This is a genomic window from Streptomyces sp. M-16 (genome assembly GCF_052114405.1).
GTDB lineage: Bacteria > Actinomycetota > Actinomycetes > Streptomycetales > Streptomycetaceae > Streptomyces.
In genome coordinates this window covers 1-23726 of sequence record NZ_JBFRER010000002.1, presented here as the reverse complement: position 1 = coordinate 23726, position 23726 = coordinate 1, and the positions used below count along the sequence as shown (strand labels likewise).

The window sequence follows — 23726 nt, the reverse complement described above, 5'->3', positions numbered from 1 at the left end:
CCGTAGCGGGGCTCGGGCGGCTGGCGGGTCTGCGGCACGGCGGGGGAACCTCCGGAGGTGGCGGTGGCGGGGGCTTCGATCCCGCCGCTGACCTTGAGGATAAGCACTCGGCCGGTGAGCGGGTTTCCGTGGCAGGGTGGTGCGGGCAAGCCACAGGGGGCTTCGGAGGCGAGCCATGGGGAGAGGGGTAGACGTGATTGTCTGGATCAACGGCACGTTCGGTGCCGGGAAGACGAGCACGGCGCGCGAACTGGCCGGGCTCCTGCCCGACGGCACCCTGTACGACCCGGAGATCATGGGCGACGCACTGCGTCGGCTCCTGCCGCACAAACGCCTGGCCGAGGTCTGCGACTACCAGGACCTGCCGAGCTGGCGGCGGCTCGTGGTGGACGCGGCCGCGGCGATGCTCGCGGAGCTGGGCGGGGTGCTGGTGGTGCCGATGACGCTGCTGCGCCAGGAGTACCGCGACGAGATCTTCGGTGGCCTGGCCGCACGCCGGATACCGGTGCGACACGTGCTCCTGGCCCCGGCGGAAACGATCCTGCGGGAGCGCATCGCGCGGCGTCAGGAGGCGGAGCCCGAACCGGCGGACCCCCGGGACAAGACCTGGGCGTACGACCACATCCCGGTGTACCGGCAGGCGCTGGGCTGGCTCACCGCCGACGCGCACGTCATCGACAACGGGCCGCTGACGGTGCGGGAGACCGCCGAGCGGATCGCCGAGGCCGTCCGTACCGACGCGGCGGGGATCTGCGACATCGTGCAGACCCCGGAGCCGACGCGGGAGACGGTGGCCGCGGGGGTGCTGCTCTTCGACGACCAGGACCGGGTGCTCCTGGTGGATCCGACGTACAAGCCGGGCTGGGAGTTCCCGGGCGGCGTGGTCGAGGCGGGCGAGGCACCGGCGTGCGCGGGCGTACGGGAGGTCGAGGAGGAGCTGGGCCTGACGCTGGACCGGGTCCCGGGGCTGCTCGTGGTCGACTGGGAGCCGCCCCGCTCACCCGCCTACGGGGGCCTGCGGCTGCTGTTCGACGGCGGCCGGCTGAGGGAGGCGGACACGGCGCGCCTGCGGCTGCCGGGACCGGAGCTGCGCGCCTGGCGGTTCGTCACCGAGACCGAGGCCGCCGGGCTGTTGCCTCCGCAGCGCTACGAACGGCTGCGCTGGGCCCTGCGCGCCCGCGAGCGGGGCCACCCGCTGTACCTGGAAGCGGGGCGCCCGACACCGTGACACCGGGTCACGCCCCGCCACCCGGGCAGCCCGCCCTGGTCGGCGGGGTGTGACCCGGACCTGGACCCGGCCCCGACGACCGGCGGCCGACGGCCGGCGCCGCGTCCTCGATCGCCGCCGGCGCGGACGGAGGTCCGTGCGCGGCAGCGGCTGCGGCTGCGGTTCGGTCCCGTTCACCCGATCGCGCCCGCTCCCTCCGGCACGCCCGCGGCCCGTCGGCCGGCGAGGGCGCGGCCGTACGCGGCGAGGGCGAGGGCGGTCGTGATCAGGGCGGCGGCGACCGCGAAGGTGGTCCGCGTTCCGGTGGCGACGGCTTCCGGGCCCGCCGTCGTGATGTCCGCCGCCGACGAGGCGAGGGCGAACACGGCGCCCATGACCGAGGCTCCGGTGACCAGCCCGAGGTTGCGCGACAGGTTGAGCAGGCCGGAGACGACGCCCCGCCGGTCCGGGTGGACCTCCGCCATGACGGCGGTGTTGTTGGCCGTCTGGAACACCGCGTAGCCGAGGGTGACCACCGCGAGCGGGCCCACGTAGCCGGGTATGCCCAGCCGGGCGGGCAGCAGCGACAGGAGGCCGGCGCCGGCCGCCATGGCGATGAGCCCGGCGAACGTCGTCCGCCGCGCACCGAAGCGGTCCACGAGGCGGCCGGCCGGCACACCGGCCGTCGCGGCGACCAACGGCCCCGCCGACAGGACGAGTCCGACGAGCGCCGTGTCGAGCCCGAGCGTGCGCGAGAGGTAGAACGGGCCGACCACCAGCGTCGACATCATCACCGTGGAGACGAGTGCGCTCATGGCGAGGCTCGTGCTCAGCACCGGATCGCGGAACGCCGCCGGCCGGACCAGCGGCGAGGCCGCCCGCGCCTCGACGCGTACGAAGACCACGGCCCCGCAGCCGGCGCCCGCCAGCAGGACGAGCGTGAGCGGGCCGAAGGAGCCGCCGCCCCGGGTCAGGGCGAGCGCGTACGCGCCCAGGGTCGCCGCGAGCACCAGGGTGCCCAGGCGGTCGAAGCGGGCCCGCCCCGCCCGGGACTCGCGCCGGTCGGCGGGCAGGTGCCGCCGCGCCAGGAGGAACGTGAGGACGCCGAGCGGCACGTTGACGAGGAAGATCGCCCGCCAGCCGGGTCCGGCGAGCAGCAGTCCGCCCAGCGACGGGCCGAGGGCGGTGCCGATGGCCGAGGTGGTGCCGAGCAGCCCCATGGCCCGGCCGGTGGCCTCCTTGGGGACCGTCTCGCCGACGAAGGCCATGGTGAGGGCCATCATGACGGCCGCTCCCAGGCCCTGCGCCGCCCGGGCGGCGATCAGCAGCCACAGGCCGGGCGCGACCCCGCACAGGACCGAGGCCCCGGTGAAGAGCAGGATGCCGGCCAGCAGCAGCCGCCGGCGCCCGATGAGGTCACCGAGCCGTCCGACGCTGACGATCAGGGTGGTGACGGCGAGGAGGTACGCGAGGACGATCCACTGCACCGCCTGGAAGGAGGCGTCGAACGCCTGCGCCAGGGCCGGCAGGCCGACGCTGGCGATGCCGGCGCCGAGCGAGGACAGCAGCATGGACAGGGCGAGGCCCGCGAGCGCCCACCGCCCATCGGGCCGTGGCGGCTTCGGCTTCATCGGGCCGCACGCGTTCCGGCGAAGACCGTGGCGGCCGACAGCAGGAAGACGTCGGGGCGCCGCAGGAGGCCCTCCGGCGCGGCCGGGTCGAGAAGGCGGTCGAGGGCCTCCATGTCCGGCGCGTCCAGGGAACCGTCCGGCGCGTCCCGCAGCCGCGCCAGCTGGGAGTGCAGGAAGTCGCGGCCCGGCTCGCCCAGGGGGGCGGGCAGGTCGAGCAGGGTGGTGAAGGCCCTCACGCCGGTCAGCCCGGCGCGGCGGAGCATCGCCGGCCAGTCCTCGACCACGGGGACGCTGCCGGGCAGAGCGGCCCGCATGGCCTGGTACCGGTCCTCCTGCAGGGCGTCGAGCCGGGTCTGCAGCCCCGGCCTGCCGAAGCCGAGGTCGCGGGGGAGGAAGCGCATCGGCAGGCCGCCCTCGGCCACGGCGAGCATCCCGCCGGGGCGCAGCACGCGGGCCAGGGCGTCCAGGGCGCCCTGCTGGTCGCCGAGGTGGTGCACGGCCTTGCTGCTCCAGACCAGGTCCGCCGTGCCGAGGGCGTCGTCGGCCAGGCCCTCGGGCAGCCGGGCGTGGCGGACGCTCACCCGGCCGGCGAGGCCGAGGCGCCCGGCGCGCGCCAGGGCGCGGTCGAGCAGTGCGGGCGTGCCGTCGACGGCCACGACCTCGGCGTCCGGGAAGGCCTCGGCGAACACGCAGGTCATCACCCCGGGCCCGCTGCCGACGTCGAGGACGCGCCGGACCCGACGGCCGGGACCGACGAGTTCGCGCAGGCGGGCCGCGGTGTTCCGGTGGGCCGGGAGGTGCAGCTCGCCACCGGTCTCCAGGTGGGTGGCCAGGAGCTCCCAGTCGAGGTCGTCGGCGACTGTGTTGTGCGTGTGGCCGGGGGTGTGGGAGTCGCCGTGCCGGTGGGCGTGGCCCGGGGCGTGGCCGGGGTGGTCGTGGTGGCGTCCGGGATCCTTCGGTGCGTTCATGCCGAGGAGGGTGCGCCCGGCGGAAGGGATCCGGCAACTCCCGTTGCCGATTCCGGGAAACCGGGGTGGAATGCCCGCATGGACACACCGCCCCCGTACCAGACGGTCCTCGACGAGGTGGCTCCCCGGCTCAAGCGGCTGCGCGCCCAGCGCGGCCTCACCCTGGCGGCTCTCTCCGAGGCGACCGGCATCTCCAAGAGCACCCTGTCCCGCCTGGAGGGCGGGCAGCGCCGTCCGAGTCTGGAGCTGCTGCTCCCGCTCGCCGGCGCGTACCGGGTCCCCCTCGACGACCTCGTCGGGGCGCCCGAGGTGGGGGACCCCCGGGTCCGGCTGAAGCCCCACCCGCTGCCCAACGGCGGTACGTTCGTCCCCCTGACCCGGAGTCCGGGCCCCCTCCAGGCCTACAAAATGATCATCACGGACCGGGGTCCCGAACCGGACCACCGCACGCACGAGGGCTACGAGTGGCTCTACGTGCTCAACGGCCGGCTTCGGCTCGTCCTCGCCGACCACGACCTGGTCCTCGGGCCCGGCGAGGCCGCCGAGTTCGACACCCGCGTGCCCCACTGGTTCAGCAGCGCGGACGGGCAGCCCGTAGAGATCCTGAGCCTGTTCGGGAGGCAGGGCGAGCGCATGCACGTACGGGCCAAACCCCAGGCCCAGGACCAGGCCTGACGCCGCGCCGGCACGTGTCCGGCCCGCTCGGCCCGCTCGGTCCGCTCGGTCCGCTCCGTCCGCACCCCTCGGGGCGTCCGCTCAGTCCGCGTGCGCAGGGGCCTGTGCAGCCGCCCGGAGGGTGAGCGCCGTGTCCGTCACCCAGGGGTCGCCGTGGCCGAAGCAGGCCACTGCCGGGTCCAGGGCGGCCAGCCGCCGGAAGGAGGCGAGCGCCTCGTCCGGGTCCACGTTGATCACGCCCAGCATCACCTGTCCCACCCCCGCGATGCTGTCGCCGGTGAACAGCACTCCGTGGCGCGGCAGGTGGACGCCGATGCTGCCCGGGGTGTGGCCGGGGGCGTGGACCACGACCGCCCCGTCGCCGAACGGCAGCACCTCCCCGTCCCGGAGCTCCCGGTCGACCGGGGTCGGCGGGGCCTCGGGGACCGTGAGGCCGTTCGCGTGGATCGGGACCTCCCAGTCCAGCACGACCGGTTCGGGAACCGGCCGGTCACCGCGGATGACCGGGGCGTCCAACCGGTGCGCCGCCACCTCGGCGCCCCAGCGGGCGGCGAGTTCACCGGCCGCGCCGACGTGGTCGCGGTGGCAGTGCGTGAGGACGATCAGTCCCAGCCGTTCGGGCGCGAGGCCGAGGGACCGTATCGCCCCCTCGATGGCGTCGGCGGACCCGGCGTATCCGGCGTCGATCAGCGTCAGGGCCCCCTCGTCCTGCCAGAGGTAGGCCTGGCCGATGGGGAAGCGCAGCATGTGGAGCCGGTTCGGGATGACTTCGACGAGTTCCATGCCGCGAACGTAGGCACCCGGACCCGGCCCCCGCACGCGACTTCGCCGGGAGCGGAGTACGCGCAGAGCGCAGGGTTCACGGGAACTCGTGGCTCGGGGCGTCGGGGCGTCGGGGCGTCGGGGCGTCGGGGCGTCCGGGAGGGCCGCCCGGCCCGTGCGTCCACGGGCCGGGCCGTGCCCGCGGGAATCAGACGCGCTTGGACTCCGCGTAGTTGACGAGGAAGATGGCCTCGGCCACCGACAGGCGCTCCAGCTCCTCCGGGGAGACGCTCTCGTTCACCGCGTGGATCTGGGCCTCCGGCTCGCTCAGACCGATCAGCAGCATCTCCGCCTCCGGGTACAGCGACGTCAGCGTGTTGCAGAGCGGGATGGACCCGCCCATGCCGCTGACCTGCATCTCCTGGCCGGGGTACGCGATCTGCATGGCCGCGGCCATCGACGCGTACGCCGGGCTGGAGGTGTCCGCCTGGAACGGCTGCCCCTGACCCACGACTTCGAGCTCCAGCTTCGCCTGCCACGGGGTGTGCGCGATCAGGTGCGCCTCCAGCAGCTTGATGGCCTCGGCGGTGTCCACGCCCGGCGGCACGCGCAGGCTGATCAGCGCACCCGCGCTCGCGTGCACCGAGGGGGTGGCACCGATCACAGGCGGGCAGTCGATGCCGAGCACGGTGACGGCCGGACGGGCCCACAGCCGGTCCGCGATCGTGCCCTCGCCGATCAGGCCGACCCCGTCCAGCACCTTGGCGTCGGCCCGGAAGTCAGCCTCCGGGTACTGGAGGCCCTCCCACACCGCGTCCGAGGCCAGTCCGTCGACGGTGGTCGAACCGTCCGCCGAGCGCAGCGAGTCCAGCAGGCGGATCAGCGCGGCCAGCGCGTCGGGGGCGACGCCGCCGAACATGCCCGAGTGCAGGTTGCCGCCCAGCGTGTCGATCTTCACCTTGACCAGCGTCATGCCGCGCAGGGTGGCCGTCACCGTCGGCAGGCCCAGGCGGAAGTTGCCCGCGTCGCCGATGACGATGGTGTCGGCGGCCAGCAGCTCCGGGTGCGCCTCGGCGTACTGCTGGAGGCCGCCGGTGCCCTGCTCCTCCGAGCCCTCGACGATCACCTTCACGCCGACCGGCACGCCGCCGTTCGCCTTCAGCGCACGCAGCGCCAGCAGGTGCATGATGAAGCCGCCCTTGCAGTCCGCCGCGCCGCGCCCGTACCAGCGGCCGTCGCGCTCGGTCAGTTCGAACGCGGGGGAGACCCAGGCGTCGTCGTCCAGCGGGGGCTGCACGTCGTAGTGGGCGTACAGCAGGACGGTCGGGGCGCCCTCGGGGCCGGGCAGGAAGCCGTACACCGACTGGGTGCCGTCGGGGGTGTCGAGCAGGGCCACGTCCTGGAAGCCCTCGGCGCGCAGGGCGTCGGCCACCCAGTTCGCGGCGCCCTCGCTCTCGCTCTTGGGGAACTGGGCCCAGTCCGCGACCGACTGGAAGGCCACCAGCTCGGTCAGCTCCGCCTTGGCGCGGGGCATCAGCGAGGCGATGGTCTCGGCGATCGGATTCTGGGACATGGGCACGCTCCTCGTGGGTGCGACGTTGGTGTATGTGCCGGGGTGCGGCGAAAGTAAGGCGAAAGACAGTGCCGATCCTCGCACAGAGGGGCGAGAGGCACTCTCGCCGTAGGATTTCCACGGCATCGGAGCAACCGCGTGATCAGGAGCAGCAGCACATCGTGAGCAGCGACGACGACGTACACGGCGCAGGCGCAGGGCAGGTCGCTCGGGGGGCGGACGCAGGGACGGACGCCGGGGCGGCGACAGGGGCGGACACGGGGGCCCGGAAGGGTCGGGGGGACGGGACGGCCGCGGGTGCGGCCGAGGTGACGGTGGAGGTGACGTCGGAAACGGTCGCGGCAGCGGCGGCGGACGAGGACGCGGTTCCCGGCGGGGCGGCCGGGGAGGTCCCCGTACCGGTCCACGTGCCGGCTCCCGTGCCGGCCCCCGACGGGCTTCCCGAGACGGCCGCTTCCGAGGCGGCACCCGAGGGCACCGGCGAGGTGTGGGACGTCGTCGTGGTCGGCGCGGGACCGGCCGGCGCCTCGGCGGCCTACGCGGCGGCCACCGCGGGGCGCCGCGTCCTGCTGCTGGAGAAGGCCGAACTGCCCCGGTACAAGACCTGCGGCGGCGGCATCATCGGCCCCTCGCGCGACGCCCTCCCGCCGGGCTTCGTGCTGCCCTTCAAGGACCGCATCCACGCGGTCACCTTCTCCTACGACGGGAAGCTGGCCCGCACCCGGCGCTCGAAGGGCATGCTCTTCGGGCTCATCAACCGGCCGGAGTTCGACGCGGCGCTGGTCGCGGAGGCCGAGAAGGCCGGCGCGACGCTCCGTACGGGTACGGCCGTGTCCCGCGTCGAGCAGCACGGCGCGGCGGTGCCCGACCGGCGCACGGTCGCGGTGGTCCTGGCCGGCGGCGAAACGGTGCTCGCCCGTGCCGTGGTCGGTGCGGACGGCAGCGCCAGCCGGATCGGCGCCCACGTGGGGGTCGAGATGGACCAGGTCGACCTCGGCCTGGAGGCGGAGATCCCCGTCCCGCAGACGGTGGCCGACGACTGGAAGGGCCGCGTCCTCATCGACTGGGGTCCGCTGCCCGGCAGTTACGGATGGGTCTTCCCCAAGGGCGACACCCTCACCGTCGGGGTCATCTCGGCGAAGGGCGAGGGCGCCGCGACGAAGCGGTATCTGGACGACTTCATCGCCCGGCTGGGCCTGGCCGGCTTCGAACCGGCCGTCTCCTCCGGGCACCTGACCCGCTGCCGCAAGCCCGGTTCGCCGCTCTCGCGCGGCCGGGTGCTGGTGGCGGGGGACGCGGCGGGACTCCTGGAGCCGTGGACCCGTGAGGGCATCTCCTTCGCGCTGCGCTCGGGGCGGCTCGCGGGGGAGTGGGCCGTCAAGATCTCGGAGGCGCAGGACGCGGTGGACGCGCGGCGCCAGGCGCTCAACTACGCCTTCGCGGTCAAGGCCGGGCTGGGCGTGGAGATGGGCGTCGGCAAGCGGATGCTGAGCCTGTTCGAGTCCCGCCCCGGGATGTTCCACGCGGCGCTCACGGGCCTGCGGCCCRCATGGCTGGCCTTCGCCCGCATCACGCGGGGGTCGATGACGCTGGCCGACCTGGTGCGTACGTATCCGCTCGCGCGGAAGGCGCTGCACCTGCTGGACGCCCGCCAGGCCCGCACCGGCCGCGGCTGACGGACACGGCTCCCTCCGTCCCTGCGGGCCGACCGGCCGTCTCCCAGGGGTCACCTCGCGGCCCGGATGCGCAGGGCCGCGAGGCGGAGGGCCGCCTGGTCGTCGTCGTGGTCGCCGGACCTGTCCGGACAGCGCGTCTAGTGGGCCGCACGGCAGGCTCCGCTCGAGTCGTTCGCGGAGATGCCGGCCTGCTGGAGGCTCGCGACGCAGCTGGTCTGGTTGCCGATGGATCCCTGGTAGCAGGCCTGGGCGGTGTCGGCCGTGGCCGGCTTGCCGTGCGACACGACGTACTGCTGACAGTCCTGGACGCCGGCGGAGGCGGCCGGGGCCGCGAAGAAGGCGCCGCCGGCGGCGAGGACCAGGCCGGCGAGGATGCTGGAGATACGAGCCGAACGACGCATGCGGATGCACCTGCTCTCTCGGTCGGTCACGCGATCCGAGGGTGCGCCGGACCGCGGGCGGGGGCGGCGCGGAGCGGGCGCTCCGGGGGCGACCGGCTCGACGCATCGGTCACCCCCGCCCTTCCGACGCTAGAGCACCGCACAGGCGCCCGCACCACGGCCGAACGGGGGATCGGGCCGCCCCTGCTCCCGCCGTTCCCGGTGCGGCGTGCGGCCGGTCGGCCCCGCGGGTGGGGCGCTCGGGTGGTGGTGCCGGGTGGTGGTGCCGGGTGGGAACTCCGGCCCGGTCGTCGCGTGTCCGTCCGGGGGGGCGGGCTGCCGGGCCGTGCGGGCCTCGGGGCGACCCCGCCGCGCTCGGAGTGGCGTACGCGTGGGGAGTCGGGTGGTCCCGGGTGCGTGAGCGCGTGGTGGGGCGGGATCCGGGGAGCGCGGGGCGGATCTGGTCGGCGGTGGCGTGCGCTGCCGCGTGAGCGCGTCCGGTGGGTGGGCGTCAGGTTCCGGTGGCCGGGGCCGGGTGTCGGCGCCGCGAGGCGGACGGCCCGTGGGCCGGCCGGGTGCCGCCGGTGTCGGCCGCACGTCCGGCGGGCGGGATGCCGGGAGCGTCGGCCGCACGTCCGGCGGGCGGGATGCCGGGAGCGTCGGCCGGGCAGGGGGCAGGGAGCTGTCGTGTGCCCGCCGTTCGGGTGGGGGAGCGGGGGGCGGCCGTCCCCGGGGGTCAGTTGGACACCGTGATGCGGAAGACCGGGTGGTCCCCGGCGGCCGCCTGGAGTTCGGCGTCGGAGGACTTCGCGGTGACGCCCTGGAAGAACCGGTTGACCTCCCAGCCCCACTTCTCCAGATAGGCGCGCAGTACGACCGCCTTCTGCGCCGGATCCGTGAGCTCCGTGACGGTGAAGGTCCGGATCTTGCGGCCCACGCGCAGCTCGCCGCCGCCCGCCACCCGCATGTTGCGGACCCACTGGGAGTGGCCCCGGGCCGATACCAGGTACTGGGCGCCGTCGTGGGTGTGCGGGTTGACCGGGATCCGCTGCATCTCGCCGGACTTGCGGCCGCGCACCGAGAGCTCGGCCGTACCGGCCAGGCTGATGCCGAGCCGGGCGAGCCGGCCGAGGAGGGCGTTGAAGCGGATGCCGAGCGGGCTGCCCTGGACGTAGTAGGGGGTGGACGCGTTCACGGGAACCTCCGGAGCGGATGGGGAGAGCAGTGCTCTCGCTTGAGACCAGTGTGCACGGATCGCCGCACCAAAACAAGAGCAGTGCTCTCGCAAGTGAGCGCCGCTCCCGTTTTTGTGCACTGCTCCACATGTATGACACACTGACCTGCATGAACACTGTGCGAGGAGCCAGGGAACGGGCCCGCCTTGAGGTCACCGCCGCCATCAAGGACGAGGCGCGCCGCAGACTCGCCGCCGAGGGCGCCGCCAAGCTCTCGCTGCGCGCCGTCGCCCGCGAGCTGGGCATGGTCTCCTCCGCCCTCTACCGCTACTTCCCGAGCCGCGACGACCTGCTGACCGCCCTGATCATCGACGCCTACGACAGCGTCGGCGCCGCGGCCGAAACGGCCGGCGCGGCCTCCCTCGCCGCCGGCGCCGCGCCCCGCGCCCGCTGGATCGCCGTCTGTGAAGCGGTGCGCGCCTGGGCGCTCGCGCACCCGCACGAATACGCGTTGATCTACGGTTCCCCGGTCCCCGGCTACAGCGCCCCCGTGGACACCATCGGCCCCGCCTCCCGGGTCGCCAACGTCCTCATCGGTATCGTCCGCTCCGCCTGCGAGGGGCGCGGCCTGTCCCTGCCGCCGCTGCCCCCCGCCCTGCGCTCCGAAGCGGACCGGATGACCGCCGACTTCGCCGAGGGTCTGCCCCCCGAGGTGACCGCCGCCCTGGTCGCGGCCTGGGCCCAGTTCGTCGGTCTGATCTCCTTCGAGCTGTTCGGCCAGTTCAACCGGGTCGTCGAGGAGCGGGACGTGTTCTTCGCGCACGCCGTCGGCCGGCTGGCGCACGAGGTGGGACTGCACGCCGCCTGACGGGGTGCGCGTCGGCGGGGCGCCGCCCGGAGAGGCGCCGCCCGGAGGGGTGCGAGCCCCGGCGTCACCGTCGAGGTGCGGATGCGGCCCCCACCGTCGCGGCGTCGTCACCCGCCCGGCGGGGGTTCGGATGATGAGGTGACAGATCGCTTTTCTGTTCCTCCCATCAATGTGGGTGGTTCGCCCTTCACCGACTTGCCGCGCGTCTACTGTTCCTCGGGTCGACCCCCTGCCCGCCGGAGGAACAGCCCATGGCCCGCGCCCGCGCCGTGAAGGCCCTGTACGCCGTTCTGGTGACCTGGCTGCTCACCGCCCCGGCACCCGCTCCGGCCGCCTCGGCCGAGGCGACCCGTGCGGACCGTGCCGACCGGGCGGCCCGCGCCGACCGGGGCCCGTCACCGGACCCCGCGCCCTCCAGACCCGGCGGGGCGGAACCCGACACCGGTTCCGCCCCCTCGCCCGCCTCCGTACCCACGCCCGCGGTCACGCCGGTGCCCCGCCGTCCCGGCGTCCGCGGCCTGGAGATAGCCGTGCCCGCCTACGTCTGGGCGGACGACCCGGTACTGGCCGACCTCGCCGCCACCGGCCCGGCCCCCTCCGTGGTCGTCCTCAACCCGGGCAACGGGGACGCCCCCTTCGACGCCCCCTGGCAGGCCCGCGCGGACGCCCTGCGCGCCCGGACCACGGCCACGGGCGAGAAGACCAAGGTCCTCGGCTACGTCCACACCGACCACGGCAGCCGGGACCCCGCCGCCGTCAAGGCCTCCGTCGACAACTACCTCAAGCCCTCCGGCAACGGGGACGGACGCCTCCACGTGGACGGCATCTTCTTCGACGTCGTCAGCCGCGACTGCGGCCCCGGCAACACCACTCGCGACCACTACGCCGCCCTGCGCCGCTACGTCCAGGACACGATGCACGCCGCCGACCCGGGCGCCGCCGAACTGGTCGTCGACAACCCCGGCACGGCCATTGCCGACTGCTACCTCGAACCCGGCCACCGCACCGCCGACGTCTTCGTCACCTTCGAGGACACCTACGCGGCGTACACCTCGGGCGGCTGGCACGGCGGCAACGTGTTCGACCCGCTCGGCGGATACCGCGCGGGCACCGAACTCGACCCGAGCGGTACCGCGTTCTGGCACCTCGTCCACGACGTCCCCGACGCCGCGGCCATGCGCCGCACCCTGCGCACCGCCTTCGAACGCGGCGCCGGCTACGCCTACGCCACCAGCGCGGTCATGCCCAACCCCTGGAACGCCGCTCCCGAGTGGACGTACGGCCTCCAGACCGGTTACGCGGCCACCCTCGGCTGAACCGGCCCGACGGCCCCGCTCCGGTTCGCCACCCCACCCCACCCCACCCCGCCCCACCGCACTCCGCCCGATGTCCCGACGTCCCGGCGTCCCGGCGTCGGCGTCCTACGGAGCTGCGGCCCCGCCGGCCCGCGCCGAGGCGTCCCCGAAGTACCCCACCGCGAAGTCAGCGAAGCTCCGGGCGCCCGTGGACGCGTAGGCGCCCCCGGACCGGACGAGGCACAGTTCCCGGCGGGCCTCGGGCGAGGCCAGCCGGGCCCAGGCCACGATGTCCCGGGTGCCGGACTCCCGGGCCAGGGCCGGCACCAGCGCCACTCCGAGCCCGGCGGCGACCAGGTCCAGCACCGCGCCCGGTTCGTCCCCCTCGCACACGACCGTCGGCCGCACCCCTGCCCGCTCGAACAGCCCGTCGGCCAGCGCCCGTTGCCAGTGCCCCCGCCCCGGGGTGACGAACGGCTCCCCGGCCAGCTCCGTCACCGCCACCCGCTCCCGCCCGGCCAGCCGGTGCCCGCGGGGCACCGCGAGCAGCACCTCCTCGGTGAGCAGCACCACCGACTCCAGAGCGGGCGCGGCGAGCGGCTGCGAGGCGAAGCAGAGGTCCGCCTCCCGGGTCCGCAGCAGACGCGCCATCGTCTCGGCTGACGCCTGCCGCAGCCGGACGTCGACCCCGGGACGGGCCGCGCGGAAACGGGCCAGCAGCCCGGTGAGGGTCAGCAGGGTCTCGCTCGCCACCGTCACGCTGCCGCCCCCGCCACCGCGCGCGGCGTCCGCCAACTCGCGACGCCCGTCTTCCAGTTCGGCGAGCGCCCGGTCCACCCGCAGCAGGAAGGCCGCGCCGTGCCGGTTGAGATGGATCCGGCGGCCCCGCCGGTCGAAGAGCGGCACCCCCAGTTCGGCCTCCAGCCGGGCGATCGTCCGGCTCACCGAGGGCTGGGCGGTGCGCAGTTCGTCCGCCGCCCGGCTGATGTGCTCGCACCGCGCGACGACCTGGAAGCACCGCAACGACAGCAGGTCCACCGACCGCCCCTTTCATAACCCTGCGAGTTCATAACCCTGCGAGCACGTTCTCATGGCCAAACCGGTCTTGGACGACATGAGCGAGCACCTCCTAACCTCCGAGGACGACCCGGCCCCTCCCGCAGGACCCCACGAAGAAAGGGGCAGCACCGTCATGCCCGGATCCCCTCGACCGCCCTACGAGAGCTACGTGGACGCCCTCCTCGCCGTCCTCGCCCGCCCGGAGCTCCCGCCCGAGCGGACCGTGCTCACCACCGCCGACCGGACCGTCGACGCCCGGGCCCTGCGCACCGGCATCCACCGGGCCGCACGGCTGCTGGCGGCCCACGGCGTCACCCGCGCGAGCACGGTCGCCCTGCTCACCGGGAACCACCCCGAGACCCTCATCGCCCGCTACGGGGCCAACCTGCTCGGCGCCAGGGTCGTGCACCTGAGCCCCACCGCGCCGGCCGCGGCGCGGGCCCGGATCCTGGAGGCCACCGCCGCGGTCCTCCTTCTGGTGGACCCCGCCACGCGGGACCTGCCGACCGGGACCCCCGAGCCCCTCCGGCTGACCCTGGACCCCGGCCTGTTCACCGAGGACCGGCCCGGCCGGCTCCCGGACCGGCACACCCTGCGGACACCGGCCGCGGCCCGTCCCGAGGACGACTGGTGCCTGCGCTTCACCGGCGGAACCACCGGTCCGCCCAAGCTGGTCCGGCTGGCCCACGGCCCCTACCGGAGGATCCTGGCCGCGCACACCGCCCACGTCCCCTCCGGCGCCCCGCCCCGGTTCCTCGCCTGCACCACCCTCGCGCACGTGGCCGGCATCGTCTCCGACGCCACCCTGCTCGCCGGTGGCTCCGTCGTCCTGCAGGAGGGCTTCGAGCCGGCCGGGGTCCTTGCGGCCGTCGAGCGGTACCGGGTGACCGACCTCTGGCTCCTGCCGCCGCTCCTCCACGAACTGCTGGACCACCCGGACCTCGCCACCACCGACGTCCGCGCCCTGCGCCGCCTCTTCTACGGGGGCACCCCCGCGTCCGCCGCGCGGCTGCGCCGGGCCGCGGAGGTCTTCGGCCCCGTCCTGCACGGCTCGTACGGGCAGACCGAGACGGGCCCGATCGCCGAAGTCCTCCCGCACGAGCACGTCGTCACCGGCCCCGGCGGCCGCGTCACCGCCGGCCGGCCGCTGCCCGGAGTGGACATCGAGATCCGGGACCCGTCGGGCGCCGCCCTCCCTCCCGGGGGTACGGGGGAGGTCCACGTCCGCACGCCCACGGCTATGGCCGGCTACTGGGGGCGCCCCGAACCGGCCGCGGAGGTGCTCCGCGACGGCTGGACGGCCACCGGGGACCTGGGACTCCTCGACGGCGAGGGCTACCTCCACCTCGTCGACCGGCTGAAGGAGACGGTCATCGTCGTGGGCGCCCATCTCCACCCGGCGGAGGTGGAGGAGGTCCTGCACGCGCACCCGGCCGTCGCGCGCTGCGCGGCCTTCGGGATCCGCACGGCGGACGGGAACGAGGAACTCCACGTCGCGGTCGTCCCCGCCCCGGGCCGCTCCCCGGACGCCGACGCCGCCCGGCTGCTCGCGGACTTCGTGACCGCCCGCCTGGGCGCGGTGTACGAACCGGCCGCGATCCACGTCATGGACCGCCTGCCGCTCACCGAGGCGGGCAAACCGGACAAGGTCCGCCTGCGGAGCCGGTACGGGGGAGGGGCGAAGGAACCCGCCCGACACGACCCCGACCCGGTCGGCGGACCCGGGGGCAGGTCGGACGGATGATCAACCGGGGGGTACGCGGAGCCGGGGGCGAGGAGGCCCGGGACGGGCCCGCCGCGTCCGTCGGCCCGCCCCCGCCGGCCTCACGCTCCACGGCCGGAATCGGCCCGGCCCTCCCCGAACGGCCCGTCCTTCGCGAAGGCCAGCTCGGCGAAGCGCTCCCCGATCCGGCGGTGGCCGGCCGGGTCCGGGTGCAGGCCGTCCGGCAGCGGGAACTCGGCGAAGTCGGCCTCCCCGTAGAGGGAGCGGCCGTCGATGTAGTGCAGGTGCGGGTCGTCGGTGGCGCGCTCGGCGGTGATGCGGGCGAGCTCGCGGCGGACGACGGTGAGCGTGAGCCGTCCGGCGGCGACCTCCGCCGGGTCTCCCAGGGCCCGCAGGTTCAGCTTCCCGTCGCGCAGGTCCGGGGCGAGCGGCCCCGGGGTGTCCTCCTGGAGCGGGCACAGGACGGGCGAGACGACCAGCAGCGGAGTGTCGGGGTGTCCCTCGCGGATGGTGTCGAGGAAGCCGTGCACCGCCGGGCCGAAGGCACGCAGCCGCATCAGATCCGTGTTGACGATGTTGATGCCGATCTTCACGCTGATCAGGTCGGCCGGGGCGTCCCGCAGGGCGCGCGCGGTGAACGGGTCGAGCAGGGCATTGCCGCCCAGCCCCAGGTTGACCAGCTCCACGCCGCCCAGCGAGGCGGCCAGCGCCGGCCAGATCGTCGTCGGGCCCGCCGCGTTGGAGCCGTGGCTGATGGAACTGCCGTGGTGCAGCCACACCCGGCGCCCGTGATCCCGCGGCGGCTCGACGGGAGCATCGGTGCGCAGCTCGATCAGCTCGATGACCTCGTTGTACGGCAGCCAGATCTCGACGTCCTTGAGCCGGGCGGGCAGCCCGTCGAAGCGGACGGTGCCGACCGGACCGGGCACGAGTTCCGCGGAGCCGGTGGCCATGTCGACCATCAGGACGTTGCCGCCGTTCGAGGTGGCCCGGCCGGCCGGGCGGCCGTCCACGAGCAGTTCGTACACGCCGTCGGGGCGCGGCGGAACGCCCCGGTAGCCGTTCTTGGTGCGGAGCGCGTCGAGTTCGATGGCGGTGGCCCGCGTGCGGAAGGCCAGCCGGACCCCGGAGGGCTGCGTCTCGACGGCGGCCAGGTAGGCGTCGGGGAACTGCCGGCGGGCCCGTGCCGGCAGCCGGTGCGGCAGCACGCCGCGCGCGGTGCGCTCCACCTCCAGGGCGCCGCGCAGCAGGTCCGCCCCGATCGGCGTGGTGGTCCATCCGGCCGCGCCCGCCGTGTGCGGATCGTCGGTCGCGTCGTTGAGCTGGGAGTTCATGCCCACCACCCTGTCAACCGGGTTCCCGATCCGCACATTCATTTCCGCGGCGCGGCGCGGTGCCGCGCCCGGCCGAGGCCGGCCGCGCCCGGCTGCGGCCTCCCCTTCCGGGGGGGGCCGCTCCGGAAGGGGAGGCCGCTCCGGAAGGGGGGCCGCTCCAGCCGTCAGATGCGGCCGGTCTCCTGCCAGAGCGCCGCCAGCGAGGCGTCGCCGCTCACCTCCGGGCCGGCCAGCGGGACCCGGTTCCATAGGGCCGCGTACAGCCAGGACGCCGCACCGGTCAGCTCGCAGTCCACCGGGTCGCCGGTGTCGCCGCGCACCGTGCGCGCGGGCTCCTTCGACAGGTGCACCGTCCACACCGCACCGGTGTCCGCCGCCCGGATGCGCAGCACCTTCGGCTCCTCGGTACGCACCCGGCTGCGCGGCCGGGCGTGGAAGCCGGTCAGCAGCTCGTCCACCCCGTCCTCCGCGAACTCCGGGGTGACCGACGAGAAGCCCGGCCCCAGCGCGGACTCGGCGTCGAAGCGGTGCACCGTCGTCTCGTGCGCCTGCCGACGGGCCCAGAACGCCAGCGACGACGGCGGCGCGGTCGGCAGGAAGGTCCAGCACACCAGCTCCGCCGGGGCCCCGGCCAGCGCCCGCACCAGCTCCGCGTGCCCCTCCCGGAACCAGGCCAGCAGCTCGGCCCCCGACAGCTCCGGCGCGTCCGGGAACGGCACCGGATCCACCAGTCCGTCCGCGACGAAGCCCGTCGCCCAGCGGTGCACCGCCCCGGTGTGCCGCAGCAGGTCGGTGACCCGCCACCCCGGACAGGTCGCTACCAGGGCCTCCGTACCGGTCCGATCGGCGGTATCGGCCAGCAGCTCGCCCTCCCGGGCGAGGGTCTCCACGTATTCGGTGATCTTCATGCCGCGAGTGTGCCAGCGCACCCCGACAATGGAGGGGTGGTCGGTGAACTGTTCCCGCGCGAGCGGGCCGAGATCGCCCCCGGCGCCGTCCACCTGCCCGACTGGATCGGGCCGGTGCGCCAGGGCGAGCTGCTCGCCGCCTGCCGGGAGTGGGCGCGCCCGCCCGCCGGACTGCGCACCGTGCGCACCCCCGGCGGCGGGACGATGACCGCCCGGCAGGTGTGCCTGGGGCTGCACTGGTACCCGTACGGATACGCGCGGACGGCCGTCGACGGCGACGGGGCCCCCGTCAAACCGATGCCCGCATGGCTGGCCGCGCTGGGCCGGGAAGCCGTCCTCGCCGCGTACGGCGCGCCGCTGCCGCCCGGGGAGGAGTACGACATCGCGCTGGTCAACTTCTACGCCGGCGACTCCCGGATGGGCATGCACCGGGACGCCGAGGAGCGGTCCGGGGCCCCGGTGGTCTCGCTCAGTCTCGGCGACTCCTGCCTCTTCCGCTTCGGCAACACCGTCTCGCGCGCCCGTCCGTTCCGGGACGTCGAGCTGCGCAGCGGGGACCTGTTCGTCTTCGGCGGACCGAGCCGGCGGGCCTTCCACGGGGTGCCGAAGGTCCTTCCCGGCACCGCGCCGCCCGGCCTGGGGCTGACCGGGCGGCTCAACATCACCCTGCGCGTCGGCGGCCTCGGGTCGTAGCCGGGCGCCCGGTGCCTCCCGATCATGCGAGGATCCATGTCATGAACGGCAACGGGGCCCCGCCGCGGGTGGGGGATGCGACCACGGTGTCCACGACGTCCACGGAGGCCGGCACCGCGGATACGGCGTCCACCGCTTCGGGGACCTCCGGGACATCGGCGGCCGCCGCGGCTTCGGCGGCCTCCGCGAGGACCAGGCTGGAACGGGGCCGGGGCGCGCTCGGCCCCGCGCTGGAGCTCGTCCACACCGGCCGGGCCCCGACCCGGGCGGTCCTGACGGCCGAGCTCGGCGTCACCCGCGCCACCGCGGGCGCGGTCGCCGCCGAGCTGGAGGCGCTCGGCCTGATCCGCGTCGACTCCCGCCCCGGCGGGGCGGGCGGGGCCCAGGGCCGCCCCTCGCACCGGCTGTCGGTCGACGAGAACGGGCCGGTGGCACTGGCCGCGCAGGTGCACCCGGACGGGTTCCGGGCGGCGCTGGTCGGCCTCGGCGGGCGGATCGTGGCCACCGCGCCCGGCAAGGTCACGGTCTCCGCCGACCCGGCGCAGGTCCTCGGCGCGGTCGTCGACGCCGGCGCGGCGCTGCTCGCCGAGTCCGGGCGGCGCTGCGTCGGCGCGGGCCTGGCCGTGCCCTCCGCGGTCGCGGAGCCCGAGGGCACCGCCCTGAACCCGCTGCACCTGGCCTGGCCGGCCGGTGCTCCCGTACGGGCCATCTTCGCGGAGCGCGTCAAGGCGGCCGGGATCGACGGACCGGCCCTGACGGGCAACGACGTCAACCTCGCCGCGCTCGCCGAACACCGGCACGGCGCGGGCCGCAGCGCCCAGCACCTGCTCTGCGTGGCGACCGGGCACCGCGGCGTCGGCGGGGCGCTGGTCCTGGACGGCCGGCTGCACAGCGGGAGCGCGGGGCTGGCCCTGGAGGTCGGCCACCTCACCGTCAACCCGGAGGGGCGGGCCTGCCACTGCGGCAGCCGGGGCTGCCTGGACGTGGAGGCCGACCCGCTGGCCTTCCTCACCGCCGCGGGCCGCATCCCGGGCCCCGAGGTGTCCCTGCTCCAGCAGGCCCGTGACCTGTTGCGCGCCGAGTACGCGGACCCGGGCGTGCGGGCCGCCGCCGAGGAGCTCATCGACCGGCTCGGGCTCGGGCTCGCGGGGCTGGTCAACATCCTGAACCCGGACCGGATCATCCTCGGCGGACTGCACCGGGAGCTGCTGTCCGCCGACCCGGAGCGGCTGCGCGCGGTCGTCGCGGACCGCAGCCTGTGGGGGCGCAGCGGCGGCGTGCCGATCCTGCCGTGCACCCTCGACCACAACAGCCTGGTCGGGGCGGCGGAGCTGGCGTGGCAGCCGGTGCTGGACGACCCGCTGGGGGCCTTGGGCGCGGCTGCCTGAGGCGGTGGCCCGGAGGGGCTTCCCGGGCGGGTTCCCGAGGTGGGCTTCCGAGCGGGTGCCCCGCGGCAGGGCACGAGGCGGCGGCCCGCGGCAGGGCCCGAGACGGGGGCCCGAGGCGGTGGCGCCGGGCGACTGTCCGGTGTCGGGCCGGGGCCGGGCCCGGGTGCCCTCGGGGTGCGGCGGGGCGGGCGTCCGGGCCGGGTCCGCGGGAGTGCGGCCGGGGGCGTCACCCGGGCCCGGTGCCGACCGGGACCGGTACCGGCACGGCGACCGGGACGGCCTGCACGTCCACGGCGGTGAGCACCGCCCGCGCGGGTTCCCGTACCGGCTTGTTCACGCCGATACGGACCGTGCCCGTGGGCGCCGCCGGCGCGGGGGCGGCCCGTAGCGAGAACCACACCACCTTGCCGGGGCCGTCCGGCAGGTGCCGGGCCCCCCAGGCCTCGCTCACGGCCGCCACGAGCGCGAGCCCGCGCCCGCACGTCTCCAGCTCATCGGCGGCCCGGACCACGGGCAGCCTCGGATCGCTGTCGGAGACGGAGACGGTCAGCCGCCCGAGGCGCAGTTCGATCTCGACCGTGCAGACCTTGTCGGGCTGCGCATGGCGGTGGACGTTGCTGAGCAGCTCCGTCACGCCGAGCGCAGCCCGGTCTATGAGCGGATCGAGCTGCCAGTGGCGCAGTTGTGCAGAAACGATTCTGCGGACCTGACCGATCCGCGCTGGCAAGGCCTGCAGTTCGACGACGCAGTGCCTGCGGGAATGACTGATCACGGCTGCGACTCCCCGACATCAGTGTTACGGGTGCTGCACCCTCGGTAGCGCACCACCAGGGTCACCCACGGTGGCCTCCGGTGCAACCGAACGCGACCGAAAGCGATCCGCATGGAAACCCAAAGCAACCATTTGTGCAGGTGGGAGGGGTACATTGCGAAAGCAGGGGGCCACGGAACCGACAAAGGAGCATGGCGCATGAGCACCACCGGTACCACCGGTACGACGGACGCGAGCGTGGCCGCGAACACGGCGGCGAACACGGCCGCGGGCGCGGTCATGACGACGGTCGACGTCGACCGGAGCGACGCGGAGTACCGCGCCTGGCTCAAGGAAGCCGTCCGCAAGGTCCAGGCGGACGCGAACCGCTCCGCCGACACCCACCTGCTGCGCTTCCCCCTCCCCGAGGCGTGGGGCATCGACCTGTACCTCAAGGACGAGTCCACGCACCCGACGGGCTCCCTCAAGCACAGACTCGCCCGCTCCCTGTTCCTGTACGCGCTCTGCAACGGCTGGATCCGCCCCGGCCGCCCGGTCATCGAGGCCTCCAGCGGCTCGACCGCCGTCTCCGAGGCCTACTTCGCCAAGCTGATCGGCGTCCCCTTCGTCGCGGTGATGCCGAAGACCACCAGCCCGGAGAAGTGCCGCCTCATCGAATTCCACGGCGGCACCTGCCACTTCGTCGACGACTCCATGAAGATGTACGAGGAGTCCGCCGACCTGGCCGCACGCACCGGCGGCCACTACATGGACCAGTTCACCTACGCGGAGCGGGCCACCGACTGGCGAGGCAACAACAACATCGCGGAGTCGATGTACCAGCAGCTCCGCCTGGAGCGGTACCCCGAACCGGCGTGGATCGTCGCGACGGCCGGCACCGGCGGCACCTCCGCCACCATCGCGCGCTACGTGCACTACATGCAGCACGACACCCGCATCTGCGTCCCCGACCCGGAGAACTCCTGTTTCTTCGACGGCTGGACCCTGGGCGACCCCCACGCGAGCAGCGACTGCGGCTCGCGCATCGAGGGCATCGGGCGGCCGCGGATGGAGCCGAGCTTCGTGCCGGGCGCCATCGACCGCATGATGAAGGTGCCGGACGCGGCGAGCGTCGCCGCGTGCCGCGCCCTGGAGCAGGCCATAGGGCGCAAGGCGGGCGGCTCCACCGGCACCGGACTGTGGAGCGCCCTGAAGATCATCTCCGAGATGGTCGCGGAGGGCCGCACGGGCAGCGTCGTCACCCTGCTCTGCGACCCGGGCGACCGCTACCTCGACAAGTACTACTCGGACGAATGGCTGGCCGCGCAGGGCCTCGACATCGCCCCGTACGCCAAGACGATCGAGACGCTCCTGCGGACGGGGGACTGGCGCGAGCCCACCGCCTGAACGAGCGCGCGGCGAGGGCCCGCCCGGTGGCAGTCCGTCAGCTGCGGGGGCGGGCCGCCAGGCGGGCGTCGAGCGTGCGCACCGCCGTGCGGAAGGAGTGGCCGAGGGCCGGGCGGGAGGCGGCCAGCGCCAGCCGGAAGGCGGGCGGGCCGTCGGCGGCGAAGGTCCAGCGGACCAGGGTGCCCGGGGCGGCGGTGCCGGGGGCGACGGGCATGGCGGGGGTAGCCGGCGCGGCGGGGGTGGCAGGCGTGCCGGGCGCGGTCCCGGTGCCGGGGGAGCGGTCCGCCGGGGTCAGGAGCCACTCCTCCAGCAGGGCGCGCACGGCGGGCACGTTGGTCTCGTCGACCCGGTAGGCGTAGCGCCGCCCGGGAACCGCGGCCATGACCGTCTCCTGGAAGCGGACCCCGCCCATCAGCCGGACCTCGCGGCCCCCGCCGCCGCGGGTGGGCCGGGCCAGCGTCACGGCCCGGAACCAGGACGGCCAGCCCGTCACCTCCTCCGCGAGCGCCCGGTACACGGCGTCGGGTGCGGCCGAGGCGCGGGCTGTGAACACCAGGCGCGTCGGGGCGTCTTCGGTGAAACCCAGCCCCACGGGGCGGAGTCGGCGGGTCATGTCGTTACCCCCTGGGCGGTGCGGGGCGCGGGGTGCGCCGCCGCGCCACCATAACCGGCGGCCCGTCAGAAGTCTCCGGCCGGCGGGGGCATCGCCCGCCCCCGGCCCGAACGTCCTTCACACGCACGGGGCCTGGGCAGGGACGCCCCGGGGCGGGATGCTGAAGGGGTCGCCCCGCGCGCACCAGCCCCTCACCTGCGGAGGCCCCATGCCGGACCCCGTCGCCGCCTCCGAACCGCCGCCCCCGGGCCCGCCGCCCGCGCTCGAACTGCTCGTCCACGGCGTGGGCGGAGCCTCCCCCGCGGAACTGCTCCGGGACCCCTACCCCGTCCGGATCACCGGCGACTCGACCGCCGCCGTGTTCCGCCGCCCCGAGGACGCCGACGCCGAGGACCGTCCCGGACGCCACGGCGGCCGGCCCGTGCCCGAGGCCTACTGCTGGTCCCGCCTCACCTCCGGCAACGGAGCCCGGGCCCTGTGGCTGCTGCTCCTGCCGTTCATGGTCGCCAACCTCGCCCACTGGGCCCGGCCCGCGGCCGCCCCCGGCAAGGCGGCCGCGCGGGCGGTGCGCACGTACGGACTCCTCGTACGGGTCCTCGCCCTCAGCCTCACCGTCCTCCTCGTCGCGGCGGCCTGCGAGGTCGCGCTGGACCTCCTCGCCTGGCAGTGCGCGGGCAACACCGCCTGCACCGGTTCCCGTTCCCCGCTCGGCGTCCCGCGGCCCGGCAGCTGGTGGGGTCAGCCCGGACGCCGCCTCGCGGTCGGCGCCCTGGTCCCGGCCGGCCTGACCGGCCTGCTCTGGTACCTCTCGACCCGCACCTGGAGCGCCTACGAATCCCAGCCGCCGCCCGCCGGCTCCGCCACCCCGGGCGACCCCGGACCGGGGGAGGAGGCGCCGCTGGGGCAGTCGGGGTTCTGGTACGGGCGGCGGATCGTGGCGCGGCTGCGCGCCGCGCACACCGCCGCCGGACTCCTCACCGTGGCGGTGGCGGTCGCCGCCCCCGCCGTCCGCCACGACCGGGCCGCCACCGCCACGGCCCCCGCGCTCCAGGCCGCCGGGTGGGCCGTCGAGGCGCTGCTCGCGACCGGCGGCGCCACCGTCCTGTGGGTCGTCTGCCGGCGCGGCCGCACCGAGGCCCGGCCCGACCACCGGCTCGACCGGGCCGCGATCACCCTGCTGCCCGGCGGCGCCCTCGCCCTGCTCGCCGCGGTCCTCCTCTACGCGGGCTGGTCCCGCCCCGGCTGGGTCTCGGCCGGGCGGCTCCCGGGGGACTTCGCGTTCGGGGTGCTCATGCTCGGCCAGGGCTGCTGCGCGCTGGCCCTCGCCTTCGTCGCCCACCGCCTGCACCGCGGCACGCCCCAACCCGGCGCCGCCCTGCGGGGCCTCGGCGGCCCCGCCGTCGCCGTGCTCGGCTGCGCCCTCGGCGGGGTCATGTCCGGCGGGGTCGCCCAGCGCGTCGCCGACTGGCTCGACGGGGGCGCCACACCGGGCACGCCCGGGGCCGTACTGCCCGGACCGCCCGTCCTGCTGTCCTGGCAGGCCGCCGTGCTGCCGCCGCTGCTGATCGCCCTGCTGCTGCCGGCCGCCTGGGCCGTCGCCCGCGCCGCCCGGGACCGGCGCCGGCTGGCCGCGGGCGGGC

General features: G+C 75.4%; 20 protein-coding genes and 1 pseudogene. 10 read left to right on the top strand and 11 right to left on the bottom strand.

Going from position 1 to position 23726, the window contains the following annotated elements; translation table 11 throughout:
- Positions 1-193 precede the first annotated feature (193 nt).
- Entirely contained in the window at positions 194-1228 is a 1035-nt protein-coding gene (locus tag AB4039_RS01195) for an NUDIX domain-containing protein (RefSeq protein WP_266837137.1), read from the top strand.
- Positions 1229-1401: 173 nt separating this feature from the next.
- Here the strand turns inward: AB4039_RS01195 and AB4039_RS01190 are convergent, their stop codons facing one another.
- Complete coding sequence (locus AB4039_RS01190) at positions 1402-2838, bottom strand: MFS transporter (RefSeq protein WP_266837135.1); 1437 nt, start codon at positions 2836-2838, stop codon at positions 1402-1404.
- On the bottom strand, positions 2835-3806 hold the full coding sequence (locus AB4039_RS01185) for a class I SAM-dependent methyltransferase (RefSeq protein WP_266837133.1): 972 nt from the start codon (positions 3804-3806) through the stop codon (positions 2835-2837). Before AB4039_RS01185 ends, AB4039_RS01190 begins: the two co-directional genes overlap by 4 nt.
- 78 nt (positions 3807-3884) lie before the next feature.
- Here AB4039_RS01185 and AB4039_RS01180 point away from each other — a divergent pair, with 78 nt between their 5' ends.
- Entirely contained in the window at positions 3885-4481 is a 597-nt protein-coding gene (locus tag AB4039_RS01180; protein WP_442269762.1) for a helix-turn-helix domain-containing protein, read from the top strand.
- An 81-nt stretch (positions 4482-4562) separates the two neighbouring features.
- On the opposite strand, the gene AB4039_RS01175 is transcribed toward AB4039_RS01180, so the two are convergent.
- Complete coding sequence (locus AB4039_RS01175; RefSeq protein WP_266837129.1) at positions 4563-5264, bottom strand: MBL fold metallo-hydrolase; 702 nt, start codon at positions 5262-5264, stop codon at positions 4563-4565.
- Positions 5265-5451: 187 nt separating this feature from the next.
- Positions 5452-6816: a dipeptidase gene (locus tag AB4039_RS01170; RefSeq protein ID WP_442269761.1), complete on the bottom strand. Its 1365-nt coding sequence runs from the start codon at positions 6814-6816 to the stop codon at positions 5452-5454.
- 485 nt (positions 6817-7301) lie between these two features.
- Between AB4039_RS01170 and AB4039_RS01165 the strand changes: the two genes are divergently transcribed.
- The gene (locus AB4039_RS01165) at positions 7302-8492 is read left to right on the top strand and encodes a geranylgeranyl reductase family protein (protein ID WP_442269829.1); all 1191 of its coding nucleotides are present in this window, start codon (positions 7302-7304) and stop codon (positions 8490-8492) included.
- A gap of 137 nt (positions 8493-8629) precedes the next feature.
- Here the strand turns inward: AB4039_RS01165 and AB4039_RS01160 are convergent, their stop codons facing one another.
- Positions 8630-8893, bottom strand: coding sequence for a hypothetical protein (locus tag AB4039_RS01160; RefSeq protein ID WP_442269760.1), 264 nt, complete (start codon positions 8891-8893; stop codon positions 8630-8632).
- A 715-nt stretch (positions 8894-9608) separates the two neighbouring features.
- Complete coding sequence (locus AB4039_RS01155) at positions 9609-10067, bottom strand: nitroreductase/quinone reductase family protein (protein ID WP_266837123.1); 459 nt, start codon at positions 10065-10067, stop codon at positions 9609-9611.
- Positions 10068-10216: 149 nt separating this feature from the next.
- Here AB4039_RS01155 and AB4039_RS01150 point away from each other — a divergent pair, with 149 nt between their 5' ends.
- On the top strand, positions 10217-10915 hold the full coding sequence (locus AB4039_RS01150; protein ID WP_266837121.1) for a TetR/AcrR family transcriptional regulator: 699 nt from the start codon (positions 10217-10219) through the stop codon (positions 10913-10915).
- Between the two features lie 251 nt (positions 10916-11166).
- Positions 11167-12231 (top strand): spherulation-specific family 4 protein, encoded by a 1065-nt coding sequence (locus AB4039_RS01145; RefSeq protein ID WP_442269759.1) that lies wholly within the window; start codon positions 11167-11169, stop codon positions 12229-12231.
- 105 nt (positions 12232-12336) lie between these two features.
- Here the strand turns inward: AB4039_RS01145 and AB4039_RS01140 are convergent, their stop codons facing one another.
- Complete coding sequence (locus tag AB4039_RS01140; protein ID WP_266837117.1) at positions 12337-13248, bottom strand: LysR family transcriptional regulator; 912 nt, start codon at positions 13246-13248, stop codon at positions 12337-12339.
- Between the two features lie 154 nt (positions 13249-13402).
- On the opposite strand from AB4039_RS01140, the gene AB4039_RS01135 reads away from it, so the two are divergent.
- A complete protein-coding gene (locus tag AB4039_RS01135; RefSeq protein ID WP_266837115.1) occupies positions 13403-15013 on the top strand; it encodes an AMP-binding protein in 1611 nt (536 codons plus the stop codon).
- Positions 15014-15093: 80 nt separating this feature from the next.
- Here AB4039_RS01135 and AB4039_RS01130 read toward each other — a convergent pair whose 3' ends face one another.
- Positions 15094-16326, bottom strand: a complete 1233-nt coding sequence (locus tag AB4039_RS01130; protein WP_266837113.1) for a GDSL-type esterase/lipase family protein — start codon at positions 16324-16326, stop codon at positions 15094-15096.
- Between the two features lie 164 nt (positions 16327-16490).
- Positions 16491-17234: a maleylpyruvate isomerase family mycothiol-dependent enzyme gene (locus AB4039_RS01125; RefSeq protein ID WP_442269758.1), complete on the bottom strand. Its 744-nt coding sequence runs from the start codon at positions 17232-17234 to the stop codon at positions 16491-16493.
- 36 nt (positions 17235-17270) lie between these two features.
- On the opposite strand from AB4039_RS01125, the gene AB4039_RS01120 reads away from it, so the two are divergent.
- Both AB4039_RS01120 and AB4039_RS01115 read left to right on the top strand, forming a co-directional pair.
- Positions 17271-17927, top strand: coding sequence for an alpha-ketoglutarate-dependent dioxygenase AlkB (locus tag AB4039_RS01120; protein ID WP_266837109.1), 657 nt, complete (start codon positions 17271-17273; stop codon positions 17925-17927).
- 41 nt (positions 17928-17968) lie between these two features.
- Positions 17969-19315, top strand: coding sequence for an ROK family protein (locus AB4039_RS01115; RefSeq protein WP_442269757.1), 1347 nt, complete (start codon positions 17969-17971; stop codon positions 19313-19315).
- Positions 19316-19541: 226 nt separating this feature from the next.
- Here the strand turns inward: AB4039_RS01115 and AB4039_RS01110 are convergent, their stop codons facing one another.
- The gene (locus tag AB4039_RS01110; RefSeq protein ID WP_266837105.1) at positions 19542-20087 is read right to left on the bottom strand and encodes an ATP-binding protein; all 546 of its coding nucleotides are present in this window, start codon (positions 20085-20087) and stop codon (positions 19542-19544) included.
- Between the two features lie 279 nt (positions 20088-20366).
- On the opposite strand from AB4039_RS01110, the gene AB4039_RS01105 reads away from it, so the two are divergent.
- Entirely contained in the window at positions 20367-21473 is a 1107-nt protein-coding gene (locus tag AB4039_RS01105; protein ID WP_266841450.1) for a PLP-dependent cysteine synthase family protein, read from the top strand.
- 37 nt (positions 21474-21510) lie between these two features.
- On the opposite strand, the gene AB4039_RS01100 is transcribed toward AB4039_RS01105, so the two are convergent.
- Positions 21511-22086 (bottom strand): SRPBCC family protein, encoded by a 576-nt coding sequence (locus tag AB4039_RS01100; protein ID WP_442269756.1) that lies wholly within the window; start codon positions 22084-22086, stop codon positions 21511-21513.
- 208 nt (positions 22087-22294) lie between these two features.
- On the opposite strand from AB4039_RS01100, the pseudogene AB4039_RS01095 reads away from it, so the two are divergent.
- Positions 22295-23726 (top strand): annotated as a pseudogene (locus AB4039_RS01095) (hypothetical protein); the annotation flags it as partial.

Coding starts and splice junctions, on each gene's coding strand:
- AB4039_RS01190 (WP_266837135.1), bottom strand. CDS start 2,838: ATGAAGCCGAAGCCGCCACGGCCCGATGGGCGGTGGGCGCTCGCGGGC.
- AB4039_RS01185 (WP_266837133.1), bottom strand. CDS start 3,806: ATGAACGCACCGAAGGATCCCGGACGCCACCACGACCACCCCGGCCAC.
- AB4039_RS01180 (WP_442269762.1), top strand. CDS start 3,885: ATGGACACACCGCCCCCGTACCAGACGGTCCTCGACGAGGTGGCTCCC.
- AB4039_RS01175 (WP_266837129.1), bottom strand. CDS start 5,264: ATGGAACTCGTCGAAGTCATCCCGAACCGGCTCCACATGCTGCGCTTC.
- AB4039_RS01170 (WP_442269761.1), bottom strand. CDS start 6,816: ATGTCCCAGAATCCGATCGCCGAGACCATCGCCTCGCTGATGCCCCGC.
- AB4039_RS01160 (WP_442269760.1), bottom strand. CDS start 8,893: ATGCGTCGTTCGGCTCGTATCTCCAGCATCCTCGCCGGCCTGGTCCTC.
- AB4039_RS01150 (WP_266837121.1), top strand. CDS start 10,217: ATGAACACTGTGCGAGGAGCCAGGGAACGGGCCCGCCTTGAGGTCACC.
- AB4039_RS01145 (WP_442269759.1), top strand. CDS start 11,167: ATGGCCCGCGCCCGCGCCGTGAAGGCCCTGTACGCCGTTCTGGTGACC.
- AB4039_RS01135 (WP_266837115.1), top strand. CDS start 13,403: ATGCCCGGATCCCCTCGACCGCCCTACGAGAGCTACGTGGACGCCCTC.
- AB4039_RS01130 (WP_266837113.1), bottom strand. CDS start 16,326: ATGAACTCCCAGCTCAACGACGCGACCGACGATCCGCACACGGCGGGC.
- AB4039_RS01125 (WP_442269758.1), bottom strand. CDS start 17,234: ATGAAGATCACCGAATACGTGGAGACCCTCGCCCGGGAGGGCGAGCTG.
- AB4039_RS01115 (WP_442269757.1), top strand. CDS start 17,969: ATGAACGGCAACGGGGCCCCGCCGCGGGTGGGGGATGCGACCACGGTG.
- AB4039_RS01105 (WP_266841450.1), top strand. CDS start 20,367: ATGACGACGGTCGACGTCGACCGGAGCGACGCGGAGTACCGCGCCTGG.
- AB4039_RS01100 (WP_442269756.1), bottom strand. CDS start 22,086: ATGACCCGCCGACTCCGCCCCGTGGGGCTGGGTTTCACCGAAGACGCC.